The organism is Actinomadura rayongensis, from assembly GCF_009831215.1.
Classification (GTDB): Bacteria; Actinomycetota; Actinomycetes; order Streptosporangiales; family Streptosporangiaceae; genus Spirillospora; species Spirillospora rayongensis.
In genome coordinates, this window is record NZ_WUTW01000007.1 from 191,317 (window position 1) to 212,004 (window position 20,688).

Here is a 20,688-nt window from a genome sequence, read left to right on the forward strand (position 1 = left end):
TGGCGGCCGGACGCGTCTTCACGGTACCGAGTTTCCCGCCGCGCCCGGACGGCGGACGCGGCGGCGCGGGACGTGGGCGCGGTACGGCGAGACGTACGGGTCGTCCTCGATCCAGAACCGCCACGGCACGTCCTTGGCGCTCGACACCCCGACCCGAGGCCCGCGAAGCACCGACGCGGGCTCCGAAGCGCCGGACGAGACCCGCAGCGGCCCACCCGAGCAGACGTCCAGCCCGTTGTGCTCCCGGACGATCCCGAGCGCCTGGCACAACCGCGCCGGCCCCCGCGCCAGGTCCCGCTCGGACGACCGCAGCCGCCGCGCCGCAGCCGTCTCCGCCCCCGAAACCACCTCACCGGCCCGCAGCAGCACCGCCGACGCCGTCCCGGACGGCCCGCACACCAGGTTCACGCAGAAGTGCATCCCGTACGTGAAGTACACGTAGGCGTGACCCGGAGGCCCGAACATCACCTCGACGCGCGGCGTCCGCCCCCGGTAGGCGTGCGACGCGGGGTCCAGCGGCCCCGCGTACGCCTCGGTCTCGGTGATGCGGACGGCGACCGTCCCGGCAGGCGTGTCGTGCGTGAGGACGCGCCCCAGAAGATCGGGCGCGACCTCCTCCACCGGACGGTCGAAGAACGCCCGCGGCAGCGGATCCCCGATCATCGCCCGTCGTCGGAACCGGTGGCCCAGGCCGCGTGCTCGTCCACCTGACCGCGCAGAGCCGCGAGCTGCTCGCGGACGCGGTCGGGCGCCGTCCCCCCATACGCCTTGCGGGACGCCAGCGCCCCCGCCACGTTCAGGACCTCCCGGACGTCCGGCGTCAGATGCGGCGACACCTTCGCCAGCTCGTCATCGGTGAGGTCGCCGAAGTCCTTGTCGTTGACCTGGCACCACACGACGAGGTGGCCGACGACCTCGTGCGCGTCCCGGAACGCCACCCCGCGCCGGACGAGCAGCTCGGCGAGGTCGGTCGCGAGCGCGAACCCCTCGGGCGCCAGCGCCTCCAGCCGCTCGGTGTTGACCCGCATCGTCGCGATCAGCCCGGACATCGCGGGCAGGACGAGCAGCAGCGTCTCGACGGCGTCGAACGCGCCCTCCTTGTCCTCCTGGAGGTCCCGGTTGTAGGTGAGCGGCAGGCCCTTCAGCGTGGTGAGCAGCCCGACGAGGTGGCCGATGAGCCGCCCCGCCTTGCCGCGCGCCAGCTCGGCGACGTCGGGGTTCTTCTTCTGCGGCATGATCGACGACCCGGTGGCGTAGGTGTCGTCCATCTCGATCCAGCGGAACTCCTGCGAGGCCCACAGGACGATCTCCTCGCCCAGCCGCGACAGGTGCACGCCGATCAGAGCCGCCGCGAACAGGAACTCCGCGACGAAGTCCCGGTCCGAGACGGCGTCCATCGAGTTCGGCGCGGCGGCGTCGAAGCCGAGTTCGGCGGCGGTGGCCTGCGGGTCCAGCGGCAGCGACGACCCGGCGAGCGCGCCGGAGCCGAGCGGGGACACCGACGCGCGGCGGTCCCAGTCGCGCAGCCGGTCGATGTCGCGGGTGATCGGCTGGACGTGCGCGAGGAGCTGGTGGGAGAACAGCACCGGCTGCGCGTGCTGGAGGTGCGTCATGCCGGGCGCGGCGACGCCGAGGTTGTGCTCGGCCTGCGCGATCAGCGCGGTCTCCAGCTCGACCAGGCGCGACACGATCTGGCGGGCGTGGTCGCGCAGGTAGAGGCGCAGGTCGGTGGCGACCTGGTCGTTGCGGCTGCGGCCCGCGCGGAGCTTGCCGCCGAGGTGGCCGAGGCGTTCCAGCAGGCCCCGCTCCAGCGCGGTGTGGACGTCCTCGTCGGCGACGGTGGGACGGAACTCGCCCGCGCGGCAGGCGGCCTCCAGGTCGTCCAGGGCGCCGAGCATGCGGGCCAGCTCGTCGTCGGTGAGCAGCCCCGCCCGGTTGAGCACGCGGGCGTGCGCGCGCGAGCCCAGCAGGTCGTAGGGGGCGAGCCGCCAGTCGAACTGGACGCTCACCGAGAGCCGCGCGAGCGCGTCCGACGGGCCGCCCTCGAAACGGCCGCCCCACAGGCGCGTCGGTGCCTTGGTCACGAAAATCCTCTTCCCAGGTTCGTACATGTTCCCCCGCAGGGCTTACACCCCCGCGGTGCGGTTGCGCAAAACCGGGCGCCGCCGGACGCGGCGCCCGGCGGCGCGGTCAGGCCTGGCCCCGGTCCCGCATCGAGGCGATCTTGCTGGGCAGGCTCCACAGCTCGACGAAGCCCTTGGCGAGGCTCTGGTCGAAGGTGTCGCCGGTGTCGTAGGTGGCGAGGTCGTAGCTGTACAGGGACGCGTCGCTGCGGCGTCCGGTCACCACGGCCCGGCCCGCGTGCAGCGTCAGGCGGACGTCGCCGGACACGTGCTTCTGCGCGTCGTTGATGAACGCGTCCAGGGAGTCCTTGAGCGGGGAGAACCAGAGGCCGTCGTACACCAGCTCGCCCCAGCGCTGGTCCACCGACCGCTTGAAGCGGGCGAGGTCGCGCTCGACGGTGACGTTCTCCAGCTCCATGTGCGCGGCGATCAGCGCGATCGCGGCGGGCGCCTCGTACACCTCGCGGCTCTTGATGCCGACGAGCCGGTCCTCGACCATGTCGATGCGGCCGACGCCCTGGGCGCCCGCCCGGCGGTTCAGCTCGTCCACGATCTGGAACGGGGTGAGGGCGCGACCGTCCAGCGCGGTCGGGACGCCGCCCTTGAACGTGATGACGACCTCGTCGGCCTCGCGGGGCTCGGCCGGGTCGGCGGTGTAGGAGTACAGGTCCTCGACCGGCCCGTTCCAGATGTCCTCCAGGAAGCCGGTCTCGACCGCGCGGCCCCACAGGTTCTGGTCGATGGAGTAGGGCGACTTGGCCGACACGTCGATCGGCAGGCCCTTGTCCTCGGCGAACGCGATGGCCTTGTCGCGCGTCCAGGCGTAGTCGCGGGCGGGCGCGATGACCTTCAGCTCGGGGTGCAGGGCCGACAGCCCGGCCTCGAAGCGGACCTGGTCGTTGCCCTTGCCGGTGCAGCCGTGCGAGACGACGGTGCCGCCGAACGTCTTGGCCGCCGCGACGAGGTGCTTGACGATCAGGGGCCGCGACAGCGCCGACACCAGCGGATAGCGGTCCATGTAGAGGGCGTTGGCGCGCAGGGCCGGGAAGCAGAAGTCCGCGGCGAACTCCTCGCGGGCGTCGATGACGACGGCCTCGACGGCGCCGCAGGCCAGCGCCCGCTTGCGGATGGTCTCCAGGTCCTCGCCGCCCTGGCCGAGGTCGACCGCGACCGCGATGACCTCGCCCCCGGTCTGCTCGGCGAGGAACGGGATGGCGACCGAGGTGTCCAGGCCGCCGGAGTACGCGAGAACGACGCGCTCGCTCATGCTGGTGCTTCTCCCATGACGAAGGTTCGGTGTGGACGGGGTGTGGCTGCGGGGGCCGGGGGCGGGGCGGCCCCCTAACTTCGTCGTTCGCGTCCGGCCGCGAGGCGCAGGAGGGCGTCCGCCACGTCCGCGCCGCCGTCGGGGTCGCGGGCGATGACGAGGATCGAGTCGTCCCCGGCGACGGTGCCGAGGATCGACGGCCATTCGGCGTGGTCGATGGCCGACGCGAGGTACTGCGCGGCGCCCGCCGGCGTCCGGACGATCACGAGGTTCGCCGACGCCTCGGCCGACACCAGCAGCTCGGCGGCGAGCCGGGTGAGGCGGCCGGTGAACGACTCGGTGGAGCCGGTGCGGGCGCGGCGGATGCGGTCGCCGCCCTCGCCCGGGACGGCGTAGACGAGGCTGCCGTCGTCGGCGCGCAGCCGGACGGCGCCGATCTCGACCAGGTCGCGCGACAGGGTCGCCTGGGTGACCTCCAGCCCGGCGTCGCCGAGAAGCCGGGCCAGCTCGGGCTGCGAGTGGACCGGATGGCGGCTGAGCAGTTCGATCACCTTGGCGTGCCGGGCGGCCTTGGTCATCGGCGTGGTCATGTCGATCTCTCCAGGAGCCAGGTCAGCAGCGCCTTCTGCGCGTGCAGCCGGTTCTCCGCCTCGTCCCAGACACGGCTGCTCGGGCCGTCCAGGACGGTCGCGGCGATCTCCTTGCCGCGGTAGGCGGGCAGGCAGTGCAGGACCACCGCGCCGGGCGCGGCGGACGCGAGCAGCGCCTCGTCCACAGCGTACGGCTCGTACCGGCTCGTGTCCTTGCCTTCCTGACCCATCGACACCCATGTATCCGTCGCGAGGACGTCGGCCCCGGCGGCGGCCTGCTTGGCGTCGGCCGTGACGGTCACCGATCCGCCGGTCGCGGCGGCGATCGCGATGGCGCGGTCCACGACGGCGGGGTCGGGCGGCAGGTCCTCGGGCGCGGCGATCCGGACGTGCATCCCGGCGGTCGCGCAGCCGAGCAGGTAGGAGTGGGCCATGTTGTTGGCGCCGTCGCCGAAGTAGGCGAGGGTGCGCCCGGCGAGGTCCCCGAACTCCTCTCGGACGGTCTGCAGGTCGGCGAGGATCTGGCACGGGTGGAACTCGTCGGTGAGGGCGTTGACGACGGGCACGGTCGTCCCGGCGGCCATCTCCTCGATGCGCTCCTGCCCGGCCGTCCGCCACACGATCGCGCTCACCTGCCGCTCCAGCACGCGCGCGGTGTCGGCGATGGGCTCGCCCCGGCCGAGCTGGCTGGACCCGGCGTCCATGATCAGCGCGTGCCCGCCCAGTTCGGCGATGCCGACGGCGAAGGACACCCGGGTGCGGGTGGACGGCTTGTCGAACAGCACCGCGACGGACCGGGGGCCCTCCAACGGACGGCGGGCGAACCGGTCCTTCTTCAGCGCGGCGGCGAGGTCGAGGACCTCGGCCTGCTCGGCGGGGGTGAGGTCGTCGTCGCGGAGGAAGTGGCGAACCTGGGGGGACATGCGCTCAGCTCGCTTTCTGCGCGGCGTCCAGGACGGCGGGGAGCGCCGCCGTGAAGGACCGGGCCTGCGCGTCGGTGAGGATCAGCGGAGGGGCGAGGCGGACCGCGTCGGCCTGGACGGCGTTGACGAGGAACCCGGCGTCGCGGGCGGCGGCCTCGACGGCGGGCGCGGACGGCCCGGTGAGGACCAGCGCCCGCCACAGGCCCCGGCCCCGGACGCCCGCGAGCAGCGGGTGCTCGACGGCGGCGATCCCGGACGCGAGGACGTCGCCGACCGCCGCCGCGTGGGCGAGGAGCCCGTCGCGCTCGATGGTGTCCAGGACGGCGAGGGCCGCGGCGGCGGCGACCGGGTTGCCGCCGAACGTGCTGCCGTGGTCGCCCTTGGCGAACGTCGTGGCGTGCGCGCCGAACGCCAGGCACGCGCCGACCGGCAGCCCGCCGCCGAGCCCCTTGGCGAGCGTCAGCAGATCAGGCCTGGCGTTCTCGTGCTGCCAGGCGAACCAGGCGCCGGTGCGGCCGATGGCGGACTGGATCTCGTCGGCGACCAGCAGCGCGCCGGTCGCGTCGCAGATCTCCCGGGCGGCGGTGAAGTAGCCCGCCGGGGGCGGGACGACGCCCGCCTCGCCCTGCGTGGGCTCCAGGAAGACGGCGGCGCACTGGTCGGTGACGGCGGCGCGCAGGGCGTCCGCGTCGCCGTACGGGACGAACCGGACGTCCAGCGCGAACGGCCCGAACGGGTCGCGGATCGAGCGCTTGCCGGTGAGCGACAGCGCGCCGAGCGTCCGCCCGTGGAAGCCGTTCTCGGTCGCGACGACGTACGGGCGGCCGTGCGCCTTGCCGTACTTGACGGCGATCTTGAGCGCGGCCTCGTTGGCCTCGGTGCCGCTGTTGGCGAGGAACACCCGCGCGTCCCCGCCCGCCAGCGCGACCAGACGCTCGGCGAGCCGCACGGACGGCTCGTTGACGAACAGGTTCGACGTGTGGGCGAGCGCGGCGGCCTGCTCGGCGACGGCGGCGGCCAGCGCCGGGTGGCCGTGCCCGAGCGAGGACACCGCGATGCCGCCGATGAGGTCGAGGTACTCGTTGCCGTCGGCGTCCCAGACGCGGGCGCCCTCGCCGCGCACGAGCGCGACGGGCGGCACGCCGTAGTTCGGCATGAACACGTCGGCGAACCGGCTCCGGAGATCGGCGTTGGTCACGAGTCCTCCTTCGGGGGGCCGGACGGGCTGGGCAGGACCATCGTCCCGATTCCCTCGTCGGTGAAGATCTCCAGCAGCAGGGAGTGCGGGACGCGCCCGTCCAGCACGTGCGCCTGCGGCACCCCGCCCCGGACGGCGTGCAGGCACGCCTCCATCTTCGGGACCATCCCCGACGTCAGGCCGGGCAGCAGCGCGGCCAGTTCGTCGGTGGTCAGGTTGTCGATGACGTCGTCGCTGTCGGGCCAGTCGGCGTACAGCCCCTCGACGTCGGTGAGGACGACGAGCTTGGCGGCGTCCAGCGCGACGGCGAGCGCGGCGGCGGCGGTGTCGGCGTTGACGTTGTAGACCTCGCCGTCGTCGCCGCGCGCGATGCTGGACACGACCGGGACGCGCCCGTCGTCCAGCAGCGCCCGCACCGCGCCGACCTGCACCTCGACGATCTCGCCGACCTGGCCGATGTCGACCGGCGCGCCGTCCACGACGACCCGCTTGCGCTCGGCGGTGAACAGGTTCGCGTCCTCGCCGGACATGCCGACCGCGAACGCGCCGTGCCGGTTGATCAGCCCGACGACGTCCCGGTTGACCTGGCCGACCAGGACCATCCGGACGACCTCCATCGCCTCGGGCGTCGTCACCCGCAGCCCGGCGGTGAAGGTGGACTCGATCCCGGCGGCGGCCAGCGCCGCGTTGATCTGCGGCCCGCCGCCGTGGACGATCACCGGCTTGAGCCCCGCGTACCGCAGGAACACGATGTCCTCGGCGAACGAGTGCCGCAGCTCCTCGTCGTTCATCGCGTGCCCGCCGTACTTGATCACGACGGTCGTGCCGTGGAACCGCTCCAGCCACGGCAGCGCCTTGATCAGCGTCTCGGCCTTGGTCAGGACCCCGGCCCGGTTGCTGCGCATCCGCGCGCCCGAGATGGCGCTCATGTCGAGTACGCCGAGTTCTCGTGGACGTACTCGGCCGTGAGGTCGGTCGTCCAGACGGTCGCGCTGTGCGGCCCGGCGGACAGGTCCACCGTGATCGTCACGTCGCGGGGGCGCAGGTCCACCTTGGCGCGGTCGTCGCCGACGGCGCCGCCCCGGCAGACCCAGATGCCGTTGATCGCCACGTTGAGCTGGTCGGGCTCGAACACCGCGTCGGTGGTGCCGACGGCCGACAGGACCCGGCCCCAGTTCGGGTCCTCGCCGTGGATGGCGCACTTGAGCAGGTTGTTGCGGGCGACCGCGCGGCCCACGGCGACGGCGTCGGCGACGCCGGCCGCGCCGACGACCTCGATCGCGATGGCCTTGGACGCGCCCTCGGCGTCCACCAGGAGCTGCCGGGTGAGGTCCAGGCACAGGTCGGTGAGCAGGGCGGTGAACTCGGCCTCGTCGGGCGTGATGCCCGTCGATCCGGACGCCAGCAACAGGACGGTGTCGTTGGTGGACAGGCACCCGTCGGAGTCGAGCCGGTCCAAAGTGGCGCCGGTCGCCGCGCGCAGCGCCCGGTCCAGGGCGGCGGCGTCCAGGTCGGCGTCGGTGGTGAGGACGCAGAGCATCGTCGCCAGCGACGGGGCGAGCATCCCCGCGCCCTTGGCCATGCCGCCGATCCGGTAGCCGCCCGTCCCCCGCCGGTGCGCGATCTTGGCGACGGTGTCGGTGGTGCGGATGGCGTCGGCGGCGTCCAGGCCGCCCACGTTGGGCGACAGCGCGGCGACGGCGGCGTCGACGCCGGGCAGCAGCCGGTCCATCGGGAGCCGCTCGCCGATCAGCCCGGTGGAGCAGACCGCGATCTCCCCGGCCGACTCCCCCAGCAGCTCGGCGGCCCGCTCCGCGGTGGCGTGGGTGTCCTGGAACCCGGCCGCGCCGGTGCAGGCGTTCGCGCCGCCGGAGTTCAGCACGACGGCGTGGACGCGTCCGCCCTTCAGCACCTGCTCGGTCCACAGGACCGGCGCCGCCTTGACGCGGTTGCGGGTGAACACCCCGGCGGCGGCGCGGGACGGTCCGTAGTTGACGACGAGGGCGAGGTCGCGGGCTCCGCTGTCCTTCAACCCGGCGACGACGCCGGCGGCGCGGAACCCGAACGGGGCGGTGACGCTCACGGGGACACTCCGATCGTGGTGAGTCCTGCGGTTTCGGGGAGGCCCAGGGCGAGGTTGGCGCACTGCACCGCGCCGCCCCCGGTCCCCTTGGCGAGGTTGTCGATGGCGCACACGACGACGACGCGTCCGGCCGTCTCGTCCAGCGCGACCTGGAGCAGGGCGGTGTTGGCGCCGAGCGTCATCGCGGTCGCGGGCCACCGCCCCTCGGGCAGCAGGTGCAGGAACGGCTCGCCGTCGCAGGCGTCGGCGTAGACGGCGCGCAGCGCGGCGGCGGTGACCCCGGGCCGGACGGGCACGACGCAGGTGGCGAGGATGCCGCGGCTCATCGGGGCGAGCGTCGGGGTGAAGGAGACCCGGACGGGCCGGCCGGCGACGGCGCCGAGGTTCTGCGTCATCTCGGGCGTGTGCCGGTGGACGCCGCCGACCCCGTACGCCGAGACCGAGCCCATGACCTCGCTGCCGAGCAGGTGCGGCTTGGCGGCCCGGCCTGCGCCGGACGTCCCGGACGCGGCGACGACCACGACGTCGGGCTCCACGATCCCGGCGGCGAACGCGGGGAACAGCGCGAGGCTGACGGCGGTCGGGTAGCAGCCGGGGACGGCGATGCGGCGCGCCTCGCGCAGGGCGTCGCGCTGTCCGGGCAGCTCGGGCAGGCCGTAGGGCCACGTCCCGGCGTGCGGGCTGCCGTAGAACTTCTCCCAGTCGGCGGCGTCGCGGAGCCGGAAGTCGGCGCCGCAGTCCACGACGAGGACGTCGGCGGGCAGGTCGGCGGCCAGCGGCCCGGACTGCCCGTGCGGGAGCGCGAGGAAGACGACGTCGTGCCCGGCGAGCGCGTCCGGGGTCGTCGGCGCGAGGACCCGGTCGGCGAGGGCGAGCAGGTGCGGCTGGTGCGCGCCGAGTTCCGTCCCGGCGTTGGAGCCCGCCGTGACCGTGCCGACCTCGAAGTCGGGATGGCCCGCGAGGACGCGCAGGATCTCCCCGCCCGCGTACCCGCTGGCCCCCGCGACCGCCGCCCGGATCCCCACAGCGCCTCACCCTCTCCCGAAGTCCGAGTAAGAGTATGCATGGCCATGGAAGATCATGCAACCCGTGAGTAGATTACTTAAGGAGTTAAAGATTTGACCCCTAAAGATTAAGGGGCTAAGAATATTCGGCATGGAAGTGAACAAGCTGGGCTTCGGGGACCCCGAGGAGCTGGGGCCGATCGAGGAGTGGCCCATCGGGCGGCTGTTCGCCGCCGCGGCCCGCATGACGGGGCCGATGATGTGGCGGCTCATCGAGCGGCACGGCGTCAGCCCCGCCGGCTTCTTCGTGCTGCGGATGCTCCGCAGCGAGGACGGCCTGCGCGCCGGCGAGGTCGCCCGCCGGCTCATGACGTCCCCCGCCAGCGTCACTTCCGTGATCGGCACGCTGGAGCGCAACGGGCACGTGGAACGCCGCCGCGACGAGGCCGACCGCCGCGCCGTGCGCCTGCACATCACCGAGACCGGCTCGCGGCTCGTCGCCGTGACGGTCAAGGAGCTGGGCCCCGACATCTGGGAGTTCTACGACGTCGTGCCGCCCGAGGACGAGCCCGCCGTCCGCCGCTTCCTGCTCGCGCTGATCGACAAGTTCGACGACTGCACCGACCCGAACGGAGAGCGCCCGTGACCCCCACCCCCGAGATCGCGGTGAAAACCGACGATCTCCGCAAGACCTACGCCGGGCCCAAGGGCGACGTGCCCGCCGTGCGCGGCATCGACCTGGACGTCCGGCGCGGCGAGTTCTTCGGCCTCCTCGGCCCGAACGGCGCCGGGAAGTCCACGACGATCGGGATGCTCACCACGCTCGTCAAGCCGACGTCCGGAAAGGCCAGCGTCTGCGGCTTCGACGTCGTGAACGACGCCGTCGAGGTCAAGCGCCGCATCGGCATGGTCTCGCAGAACAACACCCTCGACAGCGAGCTGACCGCCGTCGAGAACCTGGAGTTCCGCGGCCGGTTCTTCGGCCTCGGCCCGCGCGCCGCCCGGCGCCGCGCCGAGGAGCTGCTGGAACTGTTCGGCCTCACCGACCGGCGCGACGGCAACCCGTTCGAGCTGTCGGGCGGCCAGGCCAAGCGGCTCATGATCGGCCGCGCGCTCGTCCACCGGCCCGAGGTGCTGTTCCTGGACGAGCCCACCGCCGGCCTCGACCCGCAGAACCGCGTCAACCTGTGGGACCTGCTGCGCGACCTGCAATCCCAGGGGCAGACCATCCTGCTCACCACGCACTACATGGAAGAGGCCGAGGTCCTGTGCGACCGGCTCGCCGTCGTGGACCACGGCGAGGTCCTCGCGCGCGGGACGGTCGCGGAGCTGAAGGACTCCGCCGGCGCCGACACCGTGATCACCGTGTCCTACGACGGGGACGTTCCCGCCAAGCTCGACGGCCTCGCCGCGCGCGACGGCATCTCCAAGGTGGAGGTGAACGGCGGCCAGGTCCGCGTGTTCTCCACCGCCCCCGAGGGCCTGCTCGGCGAGCTGGTCTCGGCGGGCGCCGCCGCGGGCGTGAACGTGACCGACGCCTCCCAGCTCCGGCCGAGCCTGGAGACGGTCTTCCTGAACCTGACCGGCCGGGACTACCGCGACTGACCCGGCCGCCGATCCCCCCAGAGGAGCCCTCCGCATGACCTCCACACTCCCGAAAGCCCTCGCCGCCGACCCCGAACCCGCCGTACGCGTCACCGTCGGCCGCACCTTCCTCGCGATGCTGTCGCGCGAGGTGCGGGTGCTGCGCAAGAACTTCGTCGCGACGTTCGTCCGCGTGCTGCTCCAGCCGCTGCTGTTCGTGTTCGTCTTCGCCTACGTCCTGCCGAAGGTCGGCGGGGGCGCCATGACCGGCGGGGCGGGCGGCGGGACGACGTTCTCGACCGTCCTCGTGCCCGGCCTCGTCGGGTCCTCGATCTTCATGCAGGGCATCATGGCGATCGTGTTCCCGCTGATGATGGAGCTGAACTGGCAGCGCTCCATCACCGACCGGGCGCTCGCGCCGCTGCCGATCCCGCTGCTGGCCATCGAGAAGATCGTGGCCGGCGGGCTCCAGGCGCTCATCGCCGGGCTGCTGGTCTTCCCCTGCGTGCTGTTCGTGCACGCGGGCGGGCAGGGACCGGACGTCCACGTGAGCAACTGGCCGCTGCTGATCTTCGTGTGCGTGTTCGGGTCGCTGCTGTCGGCGTCCGGCGGGCTGCTGATGGGCACCGTCATCGACCCGCAGAAGGCGCAGATGCTGTTCGGCATCATCCTCATGCCGCTGTCGATGCTCGGCTGCGTGTACTACCCGTGGGCGGCGCTGGAGCACGTCCGCTGGCTGCAGATCGTCTCGCTGGCCAACCCGATGGTGTTCCTCAACGAGGGGCTGCGCGCCGCGCTCACCCCGGGCGTCGAGCACATGCACTTCTACGTGTACGGGACGGTCATCCTCGTCGGGACCGTCCTCATGACGTGGCTCGCCGCGCGCAAGTTCACCCAGCGCGTCCTGACCTGACCGGCGCCCCGGAGGGCGGCCCGCTCACACGGGCTCGCCCTCCGAAAGCTCGCCCTGCCGGTCCATCCGCAGCCATCGGGTGAGGTTCAGCGTCCGCAGGAACGGCAGGTCGTGGCTCACCACGACGAACGCGCCCTCGTAGGCGGCGAGGGCCTGCGCGAGCGCCCGGACGCTCGCGACGTCCAGGTTGTTGGTCGGCTCGTCCAGCAGGAGCAGGCGCGGGGCGGGCTCGGCCAGCAGCAGCGACGCCAGCACCGCGCGGAACCGCTCGCCGCCCGACAGGGTCCCGGCGGGACGGTCCGCGCGGTCGCCGCGCAGCAGGAACCGCGCGAGGCCCGCCCGGACCTCCCGCACCGACGCCGACGGCGCCACGGCCCGGACGTTGTCGACCACGCTCAGCGCGTCGCCCAGGACGTCGAGGCGCTGCGGCAGGTACCGGACGTCCTCGGCCCGGATCTCGACGCCGTCCGGCGCGTCCCCGCCCGCGACCGCCCGCAGCAGCGTGGTCTTGCCCGCGCCGTTCGGGCCGGTCAGCGCGATGCGCTCCGGGCCGCGCACCACCAGCTCGTTCAGCGACTCCGGTTGCTCGGCGGGCAGGCCGGTCACGGTGAGGACCGTCCGGCCCTCGGGGACGCGCGTGTTCGGCAGCTTCACGCGGATCTCGTCCTCGTCGCGGATCGCCTCCTCGGCCTCGGCCAGCCGCTCCCGCGCGCCCGCGAGCCGCTGCTCGTGCAGGACGCGGTGCTTGCCGGACGACACCTGCGCCTGCTGCTTGCGCAGGCCCGCGACGATGCGCGGCACGCTGTCCTGCTGCTTCTTGCCGTAGCGGGCGCGCCGCGCCAGCTTGGCCTGCGCCTCCTCCAGCTCGCGCCGCTGCCGCCGCAGATCGCCCTCGGCCGCGCGGACGGTCCGCTCGGCGGCCTCCCGCTCGACGGCCAGCCGCTCGTCGTACTGCGACAGCGTGCCGCCGAACGTGCGGATCGCCCCGTCGCGCAGGTCGGCGATCGCGTCCACGCGCTCCAGCAGCTCGCGGTCGTGGCTGACGACGACGAGCACGCCCGGCCAGGCGTCCACCGCGTCGTAGAGACGGCGGCGGGCGTCCAGGTCGAGGTTGTTGGTCGGCTCGTCCAGCAGCAGGACGTCCGGACGGGCCAGCAGCCGCGCCGCGAGCCCCGCCAGCACGGCTTCGCCGCCCGACAGCGTCGCGACCGTCCGGTCCAGGCCGACGTCGCCGAGCCCGAGCCGGGCCAGTTCGGCGCGGGCGCGCTCCTCGACGTCCCAGTCGTCGCCGACGGCCGCGAAGTTCTCCTCGGTCGCCTCGCCGCGCTCGATCGCCAGCAGCGCGGCGCGGGCCGCGGCGATGCCGAGCAGGTCCGCGACGGTGCGGGACGCGGCGAGCGGGAGCGTCTGCGGGAGGTAGCCGATCTCGCCCGCGACCGAGACCGTCCCGGCCGTCGGGCGCAGCTCGCCCGCGATCAGTTTGAGCAGCGTCGACTTGCCCGCGCCGTTGACGCCGACGAGGCCGGTGCGGACGGGCCCGAACGCGGCGTCCAGGCCGTCGAGGACGACCGTCCCGTCCGGCCAGGCGAAGGACAGGTCGGAACAGACGATGGCATGGGACATGGGGCGGCTCCCCTGGTGCGTGGAAGGTTCAAGGACACCTGGAGACACCGCGGACCGCGCGACGCGCCCTGCGGGCATGAAAAAAGCCCGGGACGCGGAGTCCACCGAGATCGCGTGCGCGGGCCGTCATGCGAGACGGGCCATCGCGCGGTGTCTGCGATCTCAGTTCCTCAATGGACTCCCCAACCGGGCGGCGATAAGACCCGTGCACTTTAAGCGGTGCCCGGACGCCTGTCAAACGCAAGGACGCCCCCGCGCGGGCGGGGGCGTCCTCAAGACGGCTCAGGCGCCGCGCAGCACCGCCCCGGTGCGCTCGGCCGCCGCCGCGACCGCCGCGTCCCGGGCCGCGCCCGACTCCTCGGCCGTCAGCGTCCGGTCCGGCGCGCGGAACCGCAGCGTGTACGCCAGCGACCGGCGGCCCGGCCCGGCCTGCTCGCCGGTGTAGACGTCGAACAGCCGCACCGACTCCAGCAGCTCGCCCGCGCCGTCGCGCAGCGCCGCCTCGACGGTCGCCGCGGGCACGTCCTCGGCGACGATCAACGCGACGTCCTGCGTGGCGACCGGGTACGTCGACACGTGCGGGGCGCGGGGCGCGGCGGGCTCGCCGAGCGCGCGCAGCTCCAGCTCCATCGCGCACGACCGCGCCGGGAGCCCGTACGCCTTGATCGTGCGCGGGTGCAGCTCGCCCGCGTGGCCCACCAGGACGTCCCCGGCGTACAGGGCGGCGCAGCGCCCCGGGTGCCAGGGCTCGTGCCGGTCGGCCTCGACGCGCAGCTCCACGCCCGCCTCGCGCGCGACGGTCCGGGCGGCCTCGATCGCGTCCGCCCACGTCGCGGGACGGCCCGCGCCCCACCAGCCGGACGGCTCGCGCCCGCCCGCCAGCACCGCCGCGACCCGCTCGGGCTGGTCGGGCAGCGCCGCGTCCAGCGACGCGATCTCGTCCGCCGACGGACCCCGGTCCACCGGCAGGCGCGGCGCGGACGCCACCGGGCCGTCCGGACGGAACACCACGCCGCGCTCGAACAGCGCGACGTCGGCGAAGCCCCGGCCGGTGTTGCGGGCCAGCGCCTTCAGCAGGCCCGGCAGCAGCGTCGTCCGCAGCAGCGGCTCGTCCTCCGACAGCGGGTTGGCGAGGCGCAGCGCCCGGCGGCGCGGGTCCTCGGCGGGGAGCTGGAGGGCGTCCCAGTCCTTCTCCGCCGCGAACGGGAAGTTGATCGTCTCGACGTACCCGGCCCCGGCCAGCGCGCGGCCGACCCGGCGGCGCAGCCGCTGCGCGCCGGTGAGGCCGTGCCCGGCCGCCGGACGCGGCGCGCGCGACGGGATGTTCTCGTACCCCTCCAGCCGGATGACCTCCTCGGCGAGGTCGTTGGGGTCGGTGAGGTCCGGACGCCACGACGGCGGCGTCACCGTCAGCGTCGCGTCCCCGGCGACCGTGCAGCCGACCTGCTCCAGCCGCCGCACGACCGTGTCCCGCCCGTACGCCACACCGGCCACGCGGTCGGGGTGGTCGGCCGGGATCGTGATCGCGACCGGCGCGACCGGAGCCTCGGCGGACGACACGCCCGGCACGATCTCCGCCCCGCCCAGCTCCGCCAGCAGCGCCGCCGCCCGGTACGCCGCGCGGTGCGCCAGCTCCCGGTCCACGCCGCGCTCGAAGCGGTAGGACGCCTCGCTGTGCAGCTTGTGCCGCCGCGCCATCTTCGCGACGCCGATCTCGTCGAAGTGCGCGGCCTCGATCACCGTGCTCGTGGACGCGTCGCCGATCTCGGTGGCCAGGCCGCCCATCGTGCCCGCCAGCGACAGCGGGCCCGTCGTGTCGGCGATCAGGACGTCCTCGGGGTGCAGTTTGCGCTCGACGTGGTCCAGCGTCTCCAGCTTTTCGCCGGGCTCCGCGCGCCGCACCGTGATCGGCCCGGAGACCTTGTTCCCGTCGAACGTGTGCAGCGGCTGGCCCAGCTCCAGCATCAGGTAGTTGGCGACGTCCACCGCCAGCGACACCGACCGCATCCCGGCCCGGTGCAGGCGGACCCGCATCCACATCGGCGCCCGCGCGGACGGGTCGAGACCGCGCACCTCGCGCAGCACGATCCGGTCGCACGCCGACGGGTCGGCGATCGCCACGCCCGGCCCTTCGCCCTCGCCCGTGGGCACCTCGACGTCCGCCGGGTCGCGGAACGCGACGCCGTACGCCGTCGCGGCCTCCCGCGCCACCCCGCGGATCGACAGGCAGTAGCCCCGGTCGGGCGTGACCGCGATGTCCAGGACGTCGTCCCGCAGGCCGAGGAGCTCGATCGCGTCGGTGCCGGGCTCGGGCGCGCCGGGCAGGACGAGGATGCCGTCGTGGTCCTCGCCGATGCCCAGCTCGCTCACCGAGCAGATCATGCCCTCGGACACCTTGCCGTAGGTCTTGCGGGCGCCGATCTCGAACCCGCCGGGCAGCGACCCGCCCGGCAGGATCGCGACGATCCGGTCGCCGACGGCGAAGTTCGTCGCGCCGCACACGATGTTCTGCGGCTCGCCGGTCCCGTTGGCCTTGCCGACGTCGACCTGGCAGTACCGGATCGGCTTCTTGAACCCGGTCAGCTCCTCGATCGCCAGGACCTCGCCGACCACCAGCGGGCCGCGGACGTCGTCGCCCGCGCGCTCGACCGTCTCGACCTCCAGCCCGGCGTCGATCAGCCGGGCCGCCAGCTCCCGGCCGGTGACCCCGGCCGGCAGGTCGGCGTACTCCCGCAGCCAGGAGAGCGGGGCGCGCATCAGATCTCCATCCCGAACGGAAGGGTGAAGCGCACGTCGCCCTCCACCATGTCGTGCATGTCCTCGACGCCGTGCCGGAACATCAGCGTCCGCTCCACGCCCAGCCCGAACGCCCACCCGCTGTAGCGGTCGGGGTCGATGCCGCACGCCACGAGCACGCGCGGGTTGACCATCCCGCAGCCGCCCAGCTCGATCCAGCCCTCCGACGAGCACGTCCGGCACGGCGCGCCGCCCGGCTCGGCCGACGCGCCCCGGCACACGAAGCACTGCATGTCCACCTCGGCGGACGGCTCGGTGAACGGGAAGAACGACGGCCGCATCCGCGTCACCAGGCCCGGGCCGAACATCCCCGCGACGAACGCGTCGATGCCGCCGCGCAGGTCCGCCATCGTCAGGCCCTCGTCCACCGCCAGCCCTTCGAGCTGGTGGAACACCGGGCTGTGCGTGGCGTCCAGCTCGTCGGTGCGGAAGGTGCGGCCCGGCCCCACCACGTACACCGGCAGTTCCCGCGACAGCAGCGAGCGGATCTGCATCGGCGAGGTGTGCGTGCGCAGCACCAGGCCCGTCTCCTCCGACTCCACGAAGAACGTGTCCTGCATGGAGCGGGCCGGGTGGTCGGGCGGGAAGTTCAGCGCGTCGAAGTTGAACCACTCCGCCTCGACCTCGGGGCCCTCGGCGACCTCGAAGCCCATCGAGACGAAGACGTCGACCATCCGCTCCTGCAGCGTCGTCAGCGGGTGCCGGCCGCCGCGCGGCGCGCGGTCCCACGGGAGCGTGACGTCGACGGCCTCCTCGGCGAGGACGCGCCGGTCGCGCTCCTCCTCCAGCTCCGCCTGCCGGGCCTTCAGCGCCTGCGCCACCGCGCCGCGCGCGGCGCCGATGCGCTTGCCCGCCTCGGCGCGCGCCGCCGGGGGCAGCGCGCCGATCTCGCGGTTGGCTAGGGCCAGCGGCGACCGGTCGCCCGCGTGGGCGAGCCGGACCTGCTTGAGCGCGTCGAGGTCGGCGGCGGCCTCGATGGCCGCCAGCGCGTCCGCGCGCGCCGCGTCGAGCGACTCGGCGCTCAGCGCCGCGACCTCGACGGGGTCGAAAGACTTGTTGGGTGCAGACATGGTGGTATGACAACTCCGGTGGGCGTGGGACGTCCGCAGTCTAGTGCGCGGACGCGTACCGATCTTCGCGCGCCGCGGCGCCGCCCGCGCGGGGCTCCCGGAACGCCGTCCCGCCCGGCGGGCGGGTCAGACCGTGTGCGCGGGAGCGCCGGCGGGCACGGTAAATCGGAACTCGGCGCCGCCGCCGGGCGCGCGCCGCACCGCGATCGTGCCGCCGTGGGCCTCCACGAGGCCCTTGACGATGAACAGGCCGAGACCGGTGCCGGCGCGGCGGTTGCCGCCGGGGCCCCGCCAGAACTGCCGGAACACGCGCTGGGCGGCCTCGGGCGGAATGCCCTCGCCCTCGTCGCGCACCGACACGGCGGCTCCCCTCTCCTGCGCGTCCGGTTCCACCACGATCGTGACAGTACCAGCCCCGTGCCGCACGGCGTTTTCCAGCAGGTTCCCGAGGATCTGGTCGATCTTGTCGGGGTCCAGCCACAGCTCGGGCAGCGGGCCGCGCGCCTCGAACCGGAACCGGTCGGCGGCGTCGCCCGCCGCGATCCGGCCCGCCACGGCCCGGCGGACCTCGGCGGGCAGGTCCACCACGCGGCGGCGCATCTCCAGCCGTCCCGCCTCGATCCTGGACACGTCCAGCAGCTCGGTGATGAGCCGGGTGACGCGGTCGGCGTCGGCGTTGACGGTCTCCAGCATCACCCGCTTCTGGTCGTCGTTGAACCGGTGCCACTTGGCCAGCAGCGTCGCGGTGAAGCCCTTCACGCTGGTCAGCGGCGACCGCAGCTCGTGGGCGACGGTGGAGACCAGGTCGGCGCGGTCGCGCTCGCGGCGGGCGCGGGCGGCGGCGTCGCGCAGGGACACCGTGAAACGTTCCACCCGGCCGCGCGCGTCCCGCCGGTAGGCGGCGGTGACCAGCAGCTCCGTGCCGTCCGCCAGGTACAGCGACCGCTCGGGATGGCGCGTGCGCGTCGACAGGCCCTCGTAGGGCGCGACGCACTTCCACCAGTCCCGGCCCTCGGCGTCGTGCAGCGGCAGGACGTCGCGGAAGTCCCCGCCGAGCGCCGAGCCCGCCGGGACGCCGGTCATCCGCACGGCGGCGCGGTTGAACGCCACCACGCGCGCCCGGTCGTCGGCGATCAGCAGTCCGTCGGGCAGGTCGTCCAGCGCGGCCCGCGGCGGGACGCCGACGGGCAGCCCGCCGGGCACGTCCACTCCACCCACGGCGGCCTCCAGCACCCGTCGGAACACGGTCCGTCGCCACCAGACTCTATCCGCACGGCGGGGGCCGCCGGGACCCGCGAAGCCCGTCAGGGCAAGGCTTTTGTGGCCTCCGCGACCGCCTCGTCCAGCGTCGCGTGGACGGGGAACAGCCGGTGCAGGCCGGTGATGCGCACCAGGCGCTCCTGGGCGGGCCGCATCCGCGCCAGCCGGATCGCGCCGCCGCGCGCCACGACGTCGTTGTGCGCCGCGACCAGGGCGCCGAGGCCCGCCGCGTCGCAGAACGGCACGCCCGCGAAGTCGACCACGACGGACCGGCGGCCCGCCGCGTGCAGGCCGATCAGCCGGGCGCGCAGCCGGTCGGCGGTGTGCAGGTCGATCTCCCCCGAGACCGACGCCACGACCACGCCGTCGCGCACGCGCTCGGTGGCGATCTCCAGCCCCGGCCGCGTCCAGGTCGCCCACGGGACCGTTCCCGCGTCGTCCCCCGCGTCACGGCCGGTGTCCAAGCCCGGGTCGAAGCCCGCGTCGTACCCCGGCTCGCCGGGCGCGAGCGCGCCCGCGCGGCAGCGCACGGCGCCCGGCCCCCGCCGGGCGGTCCGCCGCTCGGCGGTCGTCCTGTCGTCGGCCATCATGTTCAGCCCCCATCCGCGCGGCGCAATCGCCGCGCACACTCATCACCGTAAACATCGGTGATGACAGAAATCCTCCGCCGCCGGAGTGGTTTCCGGCTCCTACCCGCGGAGGACGGCGGTGCTCGTCCCCCGGCGCCGCCGTCGCCCATTCTCCCAGGTCAAACCGGACAGCGCGGCGCCCGACGCGGCCGTAACCGGTCAGCGGGCGTCCAGCGCGCGGCCAGTAACCAGCCACCGAACGGCCATTGCACGGCCACCCGACGGCTACTGCACCGTCACCGGACGGCCACCCCGAACGGCTCCACCGAACGGTCGCCTCGAACAGCCGTCGCACGGCCGCCCGGGACGGGCGGCGCGCGGCCGACGGACGGTCAGCCGCGCTGGGCGCGCGCCGAGGCGTAAAGACAGACGGCCGCGGCGGTCGCGAGGTTCAGGCTCTCGGCGCGGCCGTAGATCGGGACGCGGACGACCTCGTCCACGTGCCGCAGGATCTCGTCGGGCAGACCCCACGCCTCGTTGCCGAACACCCAGGCCGTGGGACGGGCGAGCGTGCCGTCGTCCACACAGGAGTCCAGGGTGCGCCTCCCCGCGCCGTCGGCGGCGAGGACGGTGAGCCCCGCCTTGGACAGCTCGGGGATCAGCGCGTCGAACCGGGGCCCGACCACGACGGGCAGATGGAACAGGCTGCCCGCCGACGCCCGGACGCACTTGCCGTTGTAGGGGTCCACCGACGCGTCGGTGAACACCACCGACCCCGACCCGGCGGCGTCGGCGGTCCGCAGGACGGTCCCGGCGTTGCCGGGGTCGCGGACGTGCGCGAGGACCGTCACCAGCCGCGGCGAGGCGGCCAGCGACGTCTCCAGCGGCACGTCCACGAACTCGCAGACCGCCAGCAGCCCCTGCGGGGTGACGGTCTGCGCCAGCTCGGCCATCACCTCGCCGCTGACGCGCAGCACCGGCGCGCCCGCCCGCTCGGCCGCCGCCACCAGGTCCGCGTGGCGCGTCTCGGCCTCGGCGGTGGTGAACAGCTCGGCGAGGCCGCCGGGGATCTCCAGCGCCTCGCGCACGGCCTGCGGCCCCTCGGCGAGGAACCGCCGCTCACGGCGGCGGAACGCGCGCTTGGCGAGCCGTCGTGCGGCCTTCACCCGCGGGGAGCGGATCGAGGTCAGCTCACGGCCCGCCATGCGCCCTCTTCTTCTGTCCGAATCCGGAGACCGGAGACCGCGGGTCTCAGGCCGCCTCGCTGCCCTCGGCGGGCAGCGCGCCCTTGGCGACCTCGACCAGCGCCGCGAACGCGGCGGCGTCGTTGACGGCCAGCTCGGCGAGCATGCGGCGGTCGACCTCGACCTCGGCCAGCTTCAGGCCCTGGATGAGGCGGTTGTAGGTCAGGCCGTTGGCGCGGGCAGCGGCGTTGATGCGCTGGATCCACAGCCGACGGAACTGGCCCTTGCGGTCCTTGCGGTCCCGGAAGGCGTAGGTCATCGAGTGGAGCTGCTGCTCCTTGGCCTTGCGGTACAGGCGCGACCGCTGGCCGCGGTAGCCGCTCGACCGCTCCAGGACGACCCGGCGCTTCTTGGCGGCGTTGACCGCCCGCTTCACGCGTGCCACGTGATGTTCTCCTTCGTGGAGGCCGGGGCCCTTCCGGGTCCCGGCAGGTCGTAGTG

Annotated in this window: 19 protein-coding genes; 3 read left to right on the forward strand and 16 right to left on the reverse strand. The window is 74.0% G+C overall.

Translation table 11 applies throughout. The features are described 5' to 3' along the window. Nucleotides 1–18 precede the first annotated feature (18 nt). From GQ466_RS25865 to argC, 9 genes are all read right to left on the reverse strand, one after another. Nucleotides 19–663: a DNA-3-methyladenine glycosylase gene (locus GQ466_RS25865; RefSeq protein WP_161105637.1), complete on the reverse strand. Its 645-nt coding sequence runs from the start codon at nucleotides 661–663 to the stop codon at nucleotides 19–21. Then, complete coding sequence (argH, locus tag GQ466_RS25870; RefSeq protein ID WP_202421125.1) at nucleotides 660–2,111, reverse strand: argininosuccinate lyase; 1,452 nt, start codon at nucleotides 2,109–2,111, stop codon at nucleotides 660–662. The genes GQ466_RS25865 and argH overlap by 4 nt, the downstream gene beginning before the upstream one ends. A 79-nt stretch (nucleotides 2,112–2,190) precedes the next feature. Further along, nucleotides 2,191–3,390 carry an argininosuccinate synthase gene (locus GQ466_RS25875; protein ID WP_161105639.1) on the reverse strand — a complete coding sequence of 400 codons (1,200 nt, stop codon included), beginning with the start codon at nucleotides 3,388–3,390 and terminating at the stop codon, nucleotides 2,191–2,193. Nucleotides 3,391–3,464: 74 nt separating this feature from the next. Further along, on the reverse strand, nucleotides 3,465–3,980 hold the full coding sequence (locus GQ466_RS25880) for an arginine repressor (protein ID WP_161105640.1): 516 nt from the start codon (nucleotides 3,978–3,980) through the stop codon (nucleotides 3,465–3,467). Then, on the reverse strand, nucleotides 3,977–4,903 hold the full coding sequence (gene argF, locus GQ466_RS25885) for an ornithine carbamoyltransferase (RefSeq protein ID WP_161105641.1): 927 nt from the start codon (nucleotides 4,901–4,903) through the stop codon (nucleotides 3,977–3,979). The genes GQ466_RS25880 and argF overlap by 4 nt, the downstream gene beginning before the upstream one ends. A gap of 4 nt (nucleotides 4,904–4,907) precedes the next feature. Beyond that, a complete protein-coding gene (locus tag GQ466_RS25890) occupies nucleotides 4,908–6,101 on the reverse strand; it encodes an acetylornithine transaminase (protein WP_161105642.1) in 1,194 nt (397 codons plus the stop codon). Further along, nucleotides 6,098–7,006: an acetylglutamate kinase gene (gene argB, locus GQ466_RS25895; RefSeq protein WP_161105757.1), complete on the reverse strand. Its 909-nt coding sequence runs from the start codon at nucleotides 7,004–7,006 to the stop codon at nucleotides 6,098–6,100. Before argB ends, GQ466_RS25890 begins: the two co-directional genes overlap by 4 nt. Before the next feature lie 20 nt (nucleotides 7,007–7,026). Then, on the reverse strand, nucleotides 7,027–8,184 hold the full coding sequence (gene argJ / locus GQ466_RS25900) for a bifunctional glutamate N-acetyltransferase/amino-acid acetyltransferase ArgJ (RefSeq protein WP_161105643.1): 1,158 nt from the start codon (nucleotides 8,182–8,184) through the stop codon (nucleotides 7,027–7,029). Beyond that, entirely contained in the window at nucleotides 8,181–9,209 is a 1,029-nt protein-coding gene (argC, locus tag GQ466_RS25905; protein WP_161105644.1) for an N-acetyl-gamma-glutamyl-phosphate reductase, read from the reverse strand. Before argC ends, argJ begins: the two co-directional genes overlap by 4 nt. 130 nt (nucleotides 9,210–9,339) lie before the next feature. Here argC and GQ466_RS25910 point away from each other — a divergent pair, with 130 nt between their 5' ends. From GQ466_RS25910 to GQ466_RS25920, 3 genes are read left to right on the forward strand one after another with little or no spacing between them, the layout of a single operon-like run. After that, the gene (locus GQ466_RS25910) at nucleotides 9,340–9,834 is read left to right on the forward strand and encodes a MarR family winged helix-turn-helix transcriptional regulator (RefSeq protein ID WP_161105645.1); all 495 of its coding nucleotides are present in this window, start codon (nucleotides 9,340–9,342) and stop codon (nucleotides 9,832–9,834) included. Next, nucleotides 9,831–10,793 (forward strand): ATP-binding cassette domain-containing protein, encoded by a 963-nt coding sequence (locus GQ466_RS25915; protein WP_161105646.1) that lies wholly within the window; start codon nucleotides 9,831–9,833, stop codon nucleotides 10,791–10,793. Before GQ466_RS25910 ends, GQ466_RS25915 begins: the two co-directional genes overlap by 4 nt. Before the next feature lie 34 nt (nucleotides 10,794–10,827). Continuing rightward, the gene (locus tag GQ466_RS25920; RefSeq protein WP_161105647.1) at nucleotides 10,828–11,685 is read left to right on the forward strand and encodes an ABC transporter permease; all 858 of its coding nucleotides are present in this window, start codon (nucleotides 10,828–10,830) and stop codon (nucleotides 11,683–11,685) included. A 24-nt stretch (nucleotides 11,686–11,709) separates the two neighbouring features. Here the strand turns inward: GQ466_RS25920 and GQ466_RS25925 are convergent, their stop codons facing one another. From GQ466_RS25925 to rplT, 7 genes are all read right to left on the reverse strand, one after another. Further along, the gene (locus tag GQ466_RS25925) at nucleotides 11,710–13,308 is read right to left on the reverse strand and encodes an ABC-F family ATP-binding cassette domain-containing protein (RefSeq protein WP_161105648.1); all 1,599 of its coding nucleotides are present in this window, start codon (nucleotides 13,306–13,308) and stop codon (nucleotides 11,710–11,712) included. 282 nt (nucleotides 13,309–13,590) lie between these two features. After that, nucleotides 13,591–16,065: a phenylalanine--tRNA ligase subunit beta gene (gene pheT / locus GQ466_RS25930; protein WP_161105649.1), complete on the reverse strand. Its 2,475-nt coding sequence runs from the start codon at nucleotides 16,063–16,065 to the stop codon at nucleotides 13,591–13,593. Continuing rightward, nucleotides 16,065–17,174 carry a phenylalanine--tRNA ligase subunit alpha gene (gene pheS, locus GQ466_RS25935; RefSeq protein WP_161105650.1) on the reverse strand — a complete coding sequence of 370 codons (1,110 nt, stop codon included), beginning with the start codon at nucleotides 17,172–17,174 and terminating at the stop codon, nucleotides 16,065–16,067. Before pheS ends, pheT begins: the two co-directional genes overlap by 1 nt. A 126-nt stretch (nucleotides 17,175–17,300) precedes the next feature. Further along, nucleotides 17,301–18,407 carry a PAS domain-containing sensor histidine kinase gene (locus GQ466_RS25940; protein ID WP_378186566.1) on the reverse strand — a complete coding sequence of 369 codons (1,107 nt, stop codon included), beginning with the start codon at nucleotides 18,405–18,407 and terminating at the stop codon, nucleotides 17,301–17,303. 71 nt (nucleotides 18,408–18,478) lie between these two features. Beyond that, nucleotides 18,479–19,024 (reverse strand): STAS domain-containing protein, encoded by a 546-nt coding sequence (locus GQ466_RS25945; protein WP_237418372.1) that lies wholly within the window; start codon nucleotides 19,022–19,024, stop codon nucleotides 18,479–18,481. 371 nt (nucleotides 19,025–19,395) lie between these two features. Beyond that, nucleotides 19,396–20,208: a TrmH family RNA methyltransferase gene (locus GQ466_RS25950; RefSeq protein ID WP_161105651.1), complete on the reverse strand. Its 813-nt coding sequence runs from the start codon at nucleotides 20,206–20,208 to the stop codon at nucleotides 19,396–19,398. Between the two features lie 46 nt (nucleotides 20,209–20,254). Then, nucleotides 20,255–20,632, reverse strand: coding sequence for a 50S ribosomal protein L20 (gene rplT / locus GQ466_RS25955; RefSeq protein ID WP_161105652.1), 378 nt, complete (start codon nucleotides 20,630–20,632; stop codon nucleotides 20,255–20,257). Nucleotides 20,633–20,688: the final 56 nt, after the last annotated feature.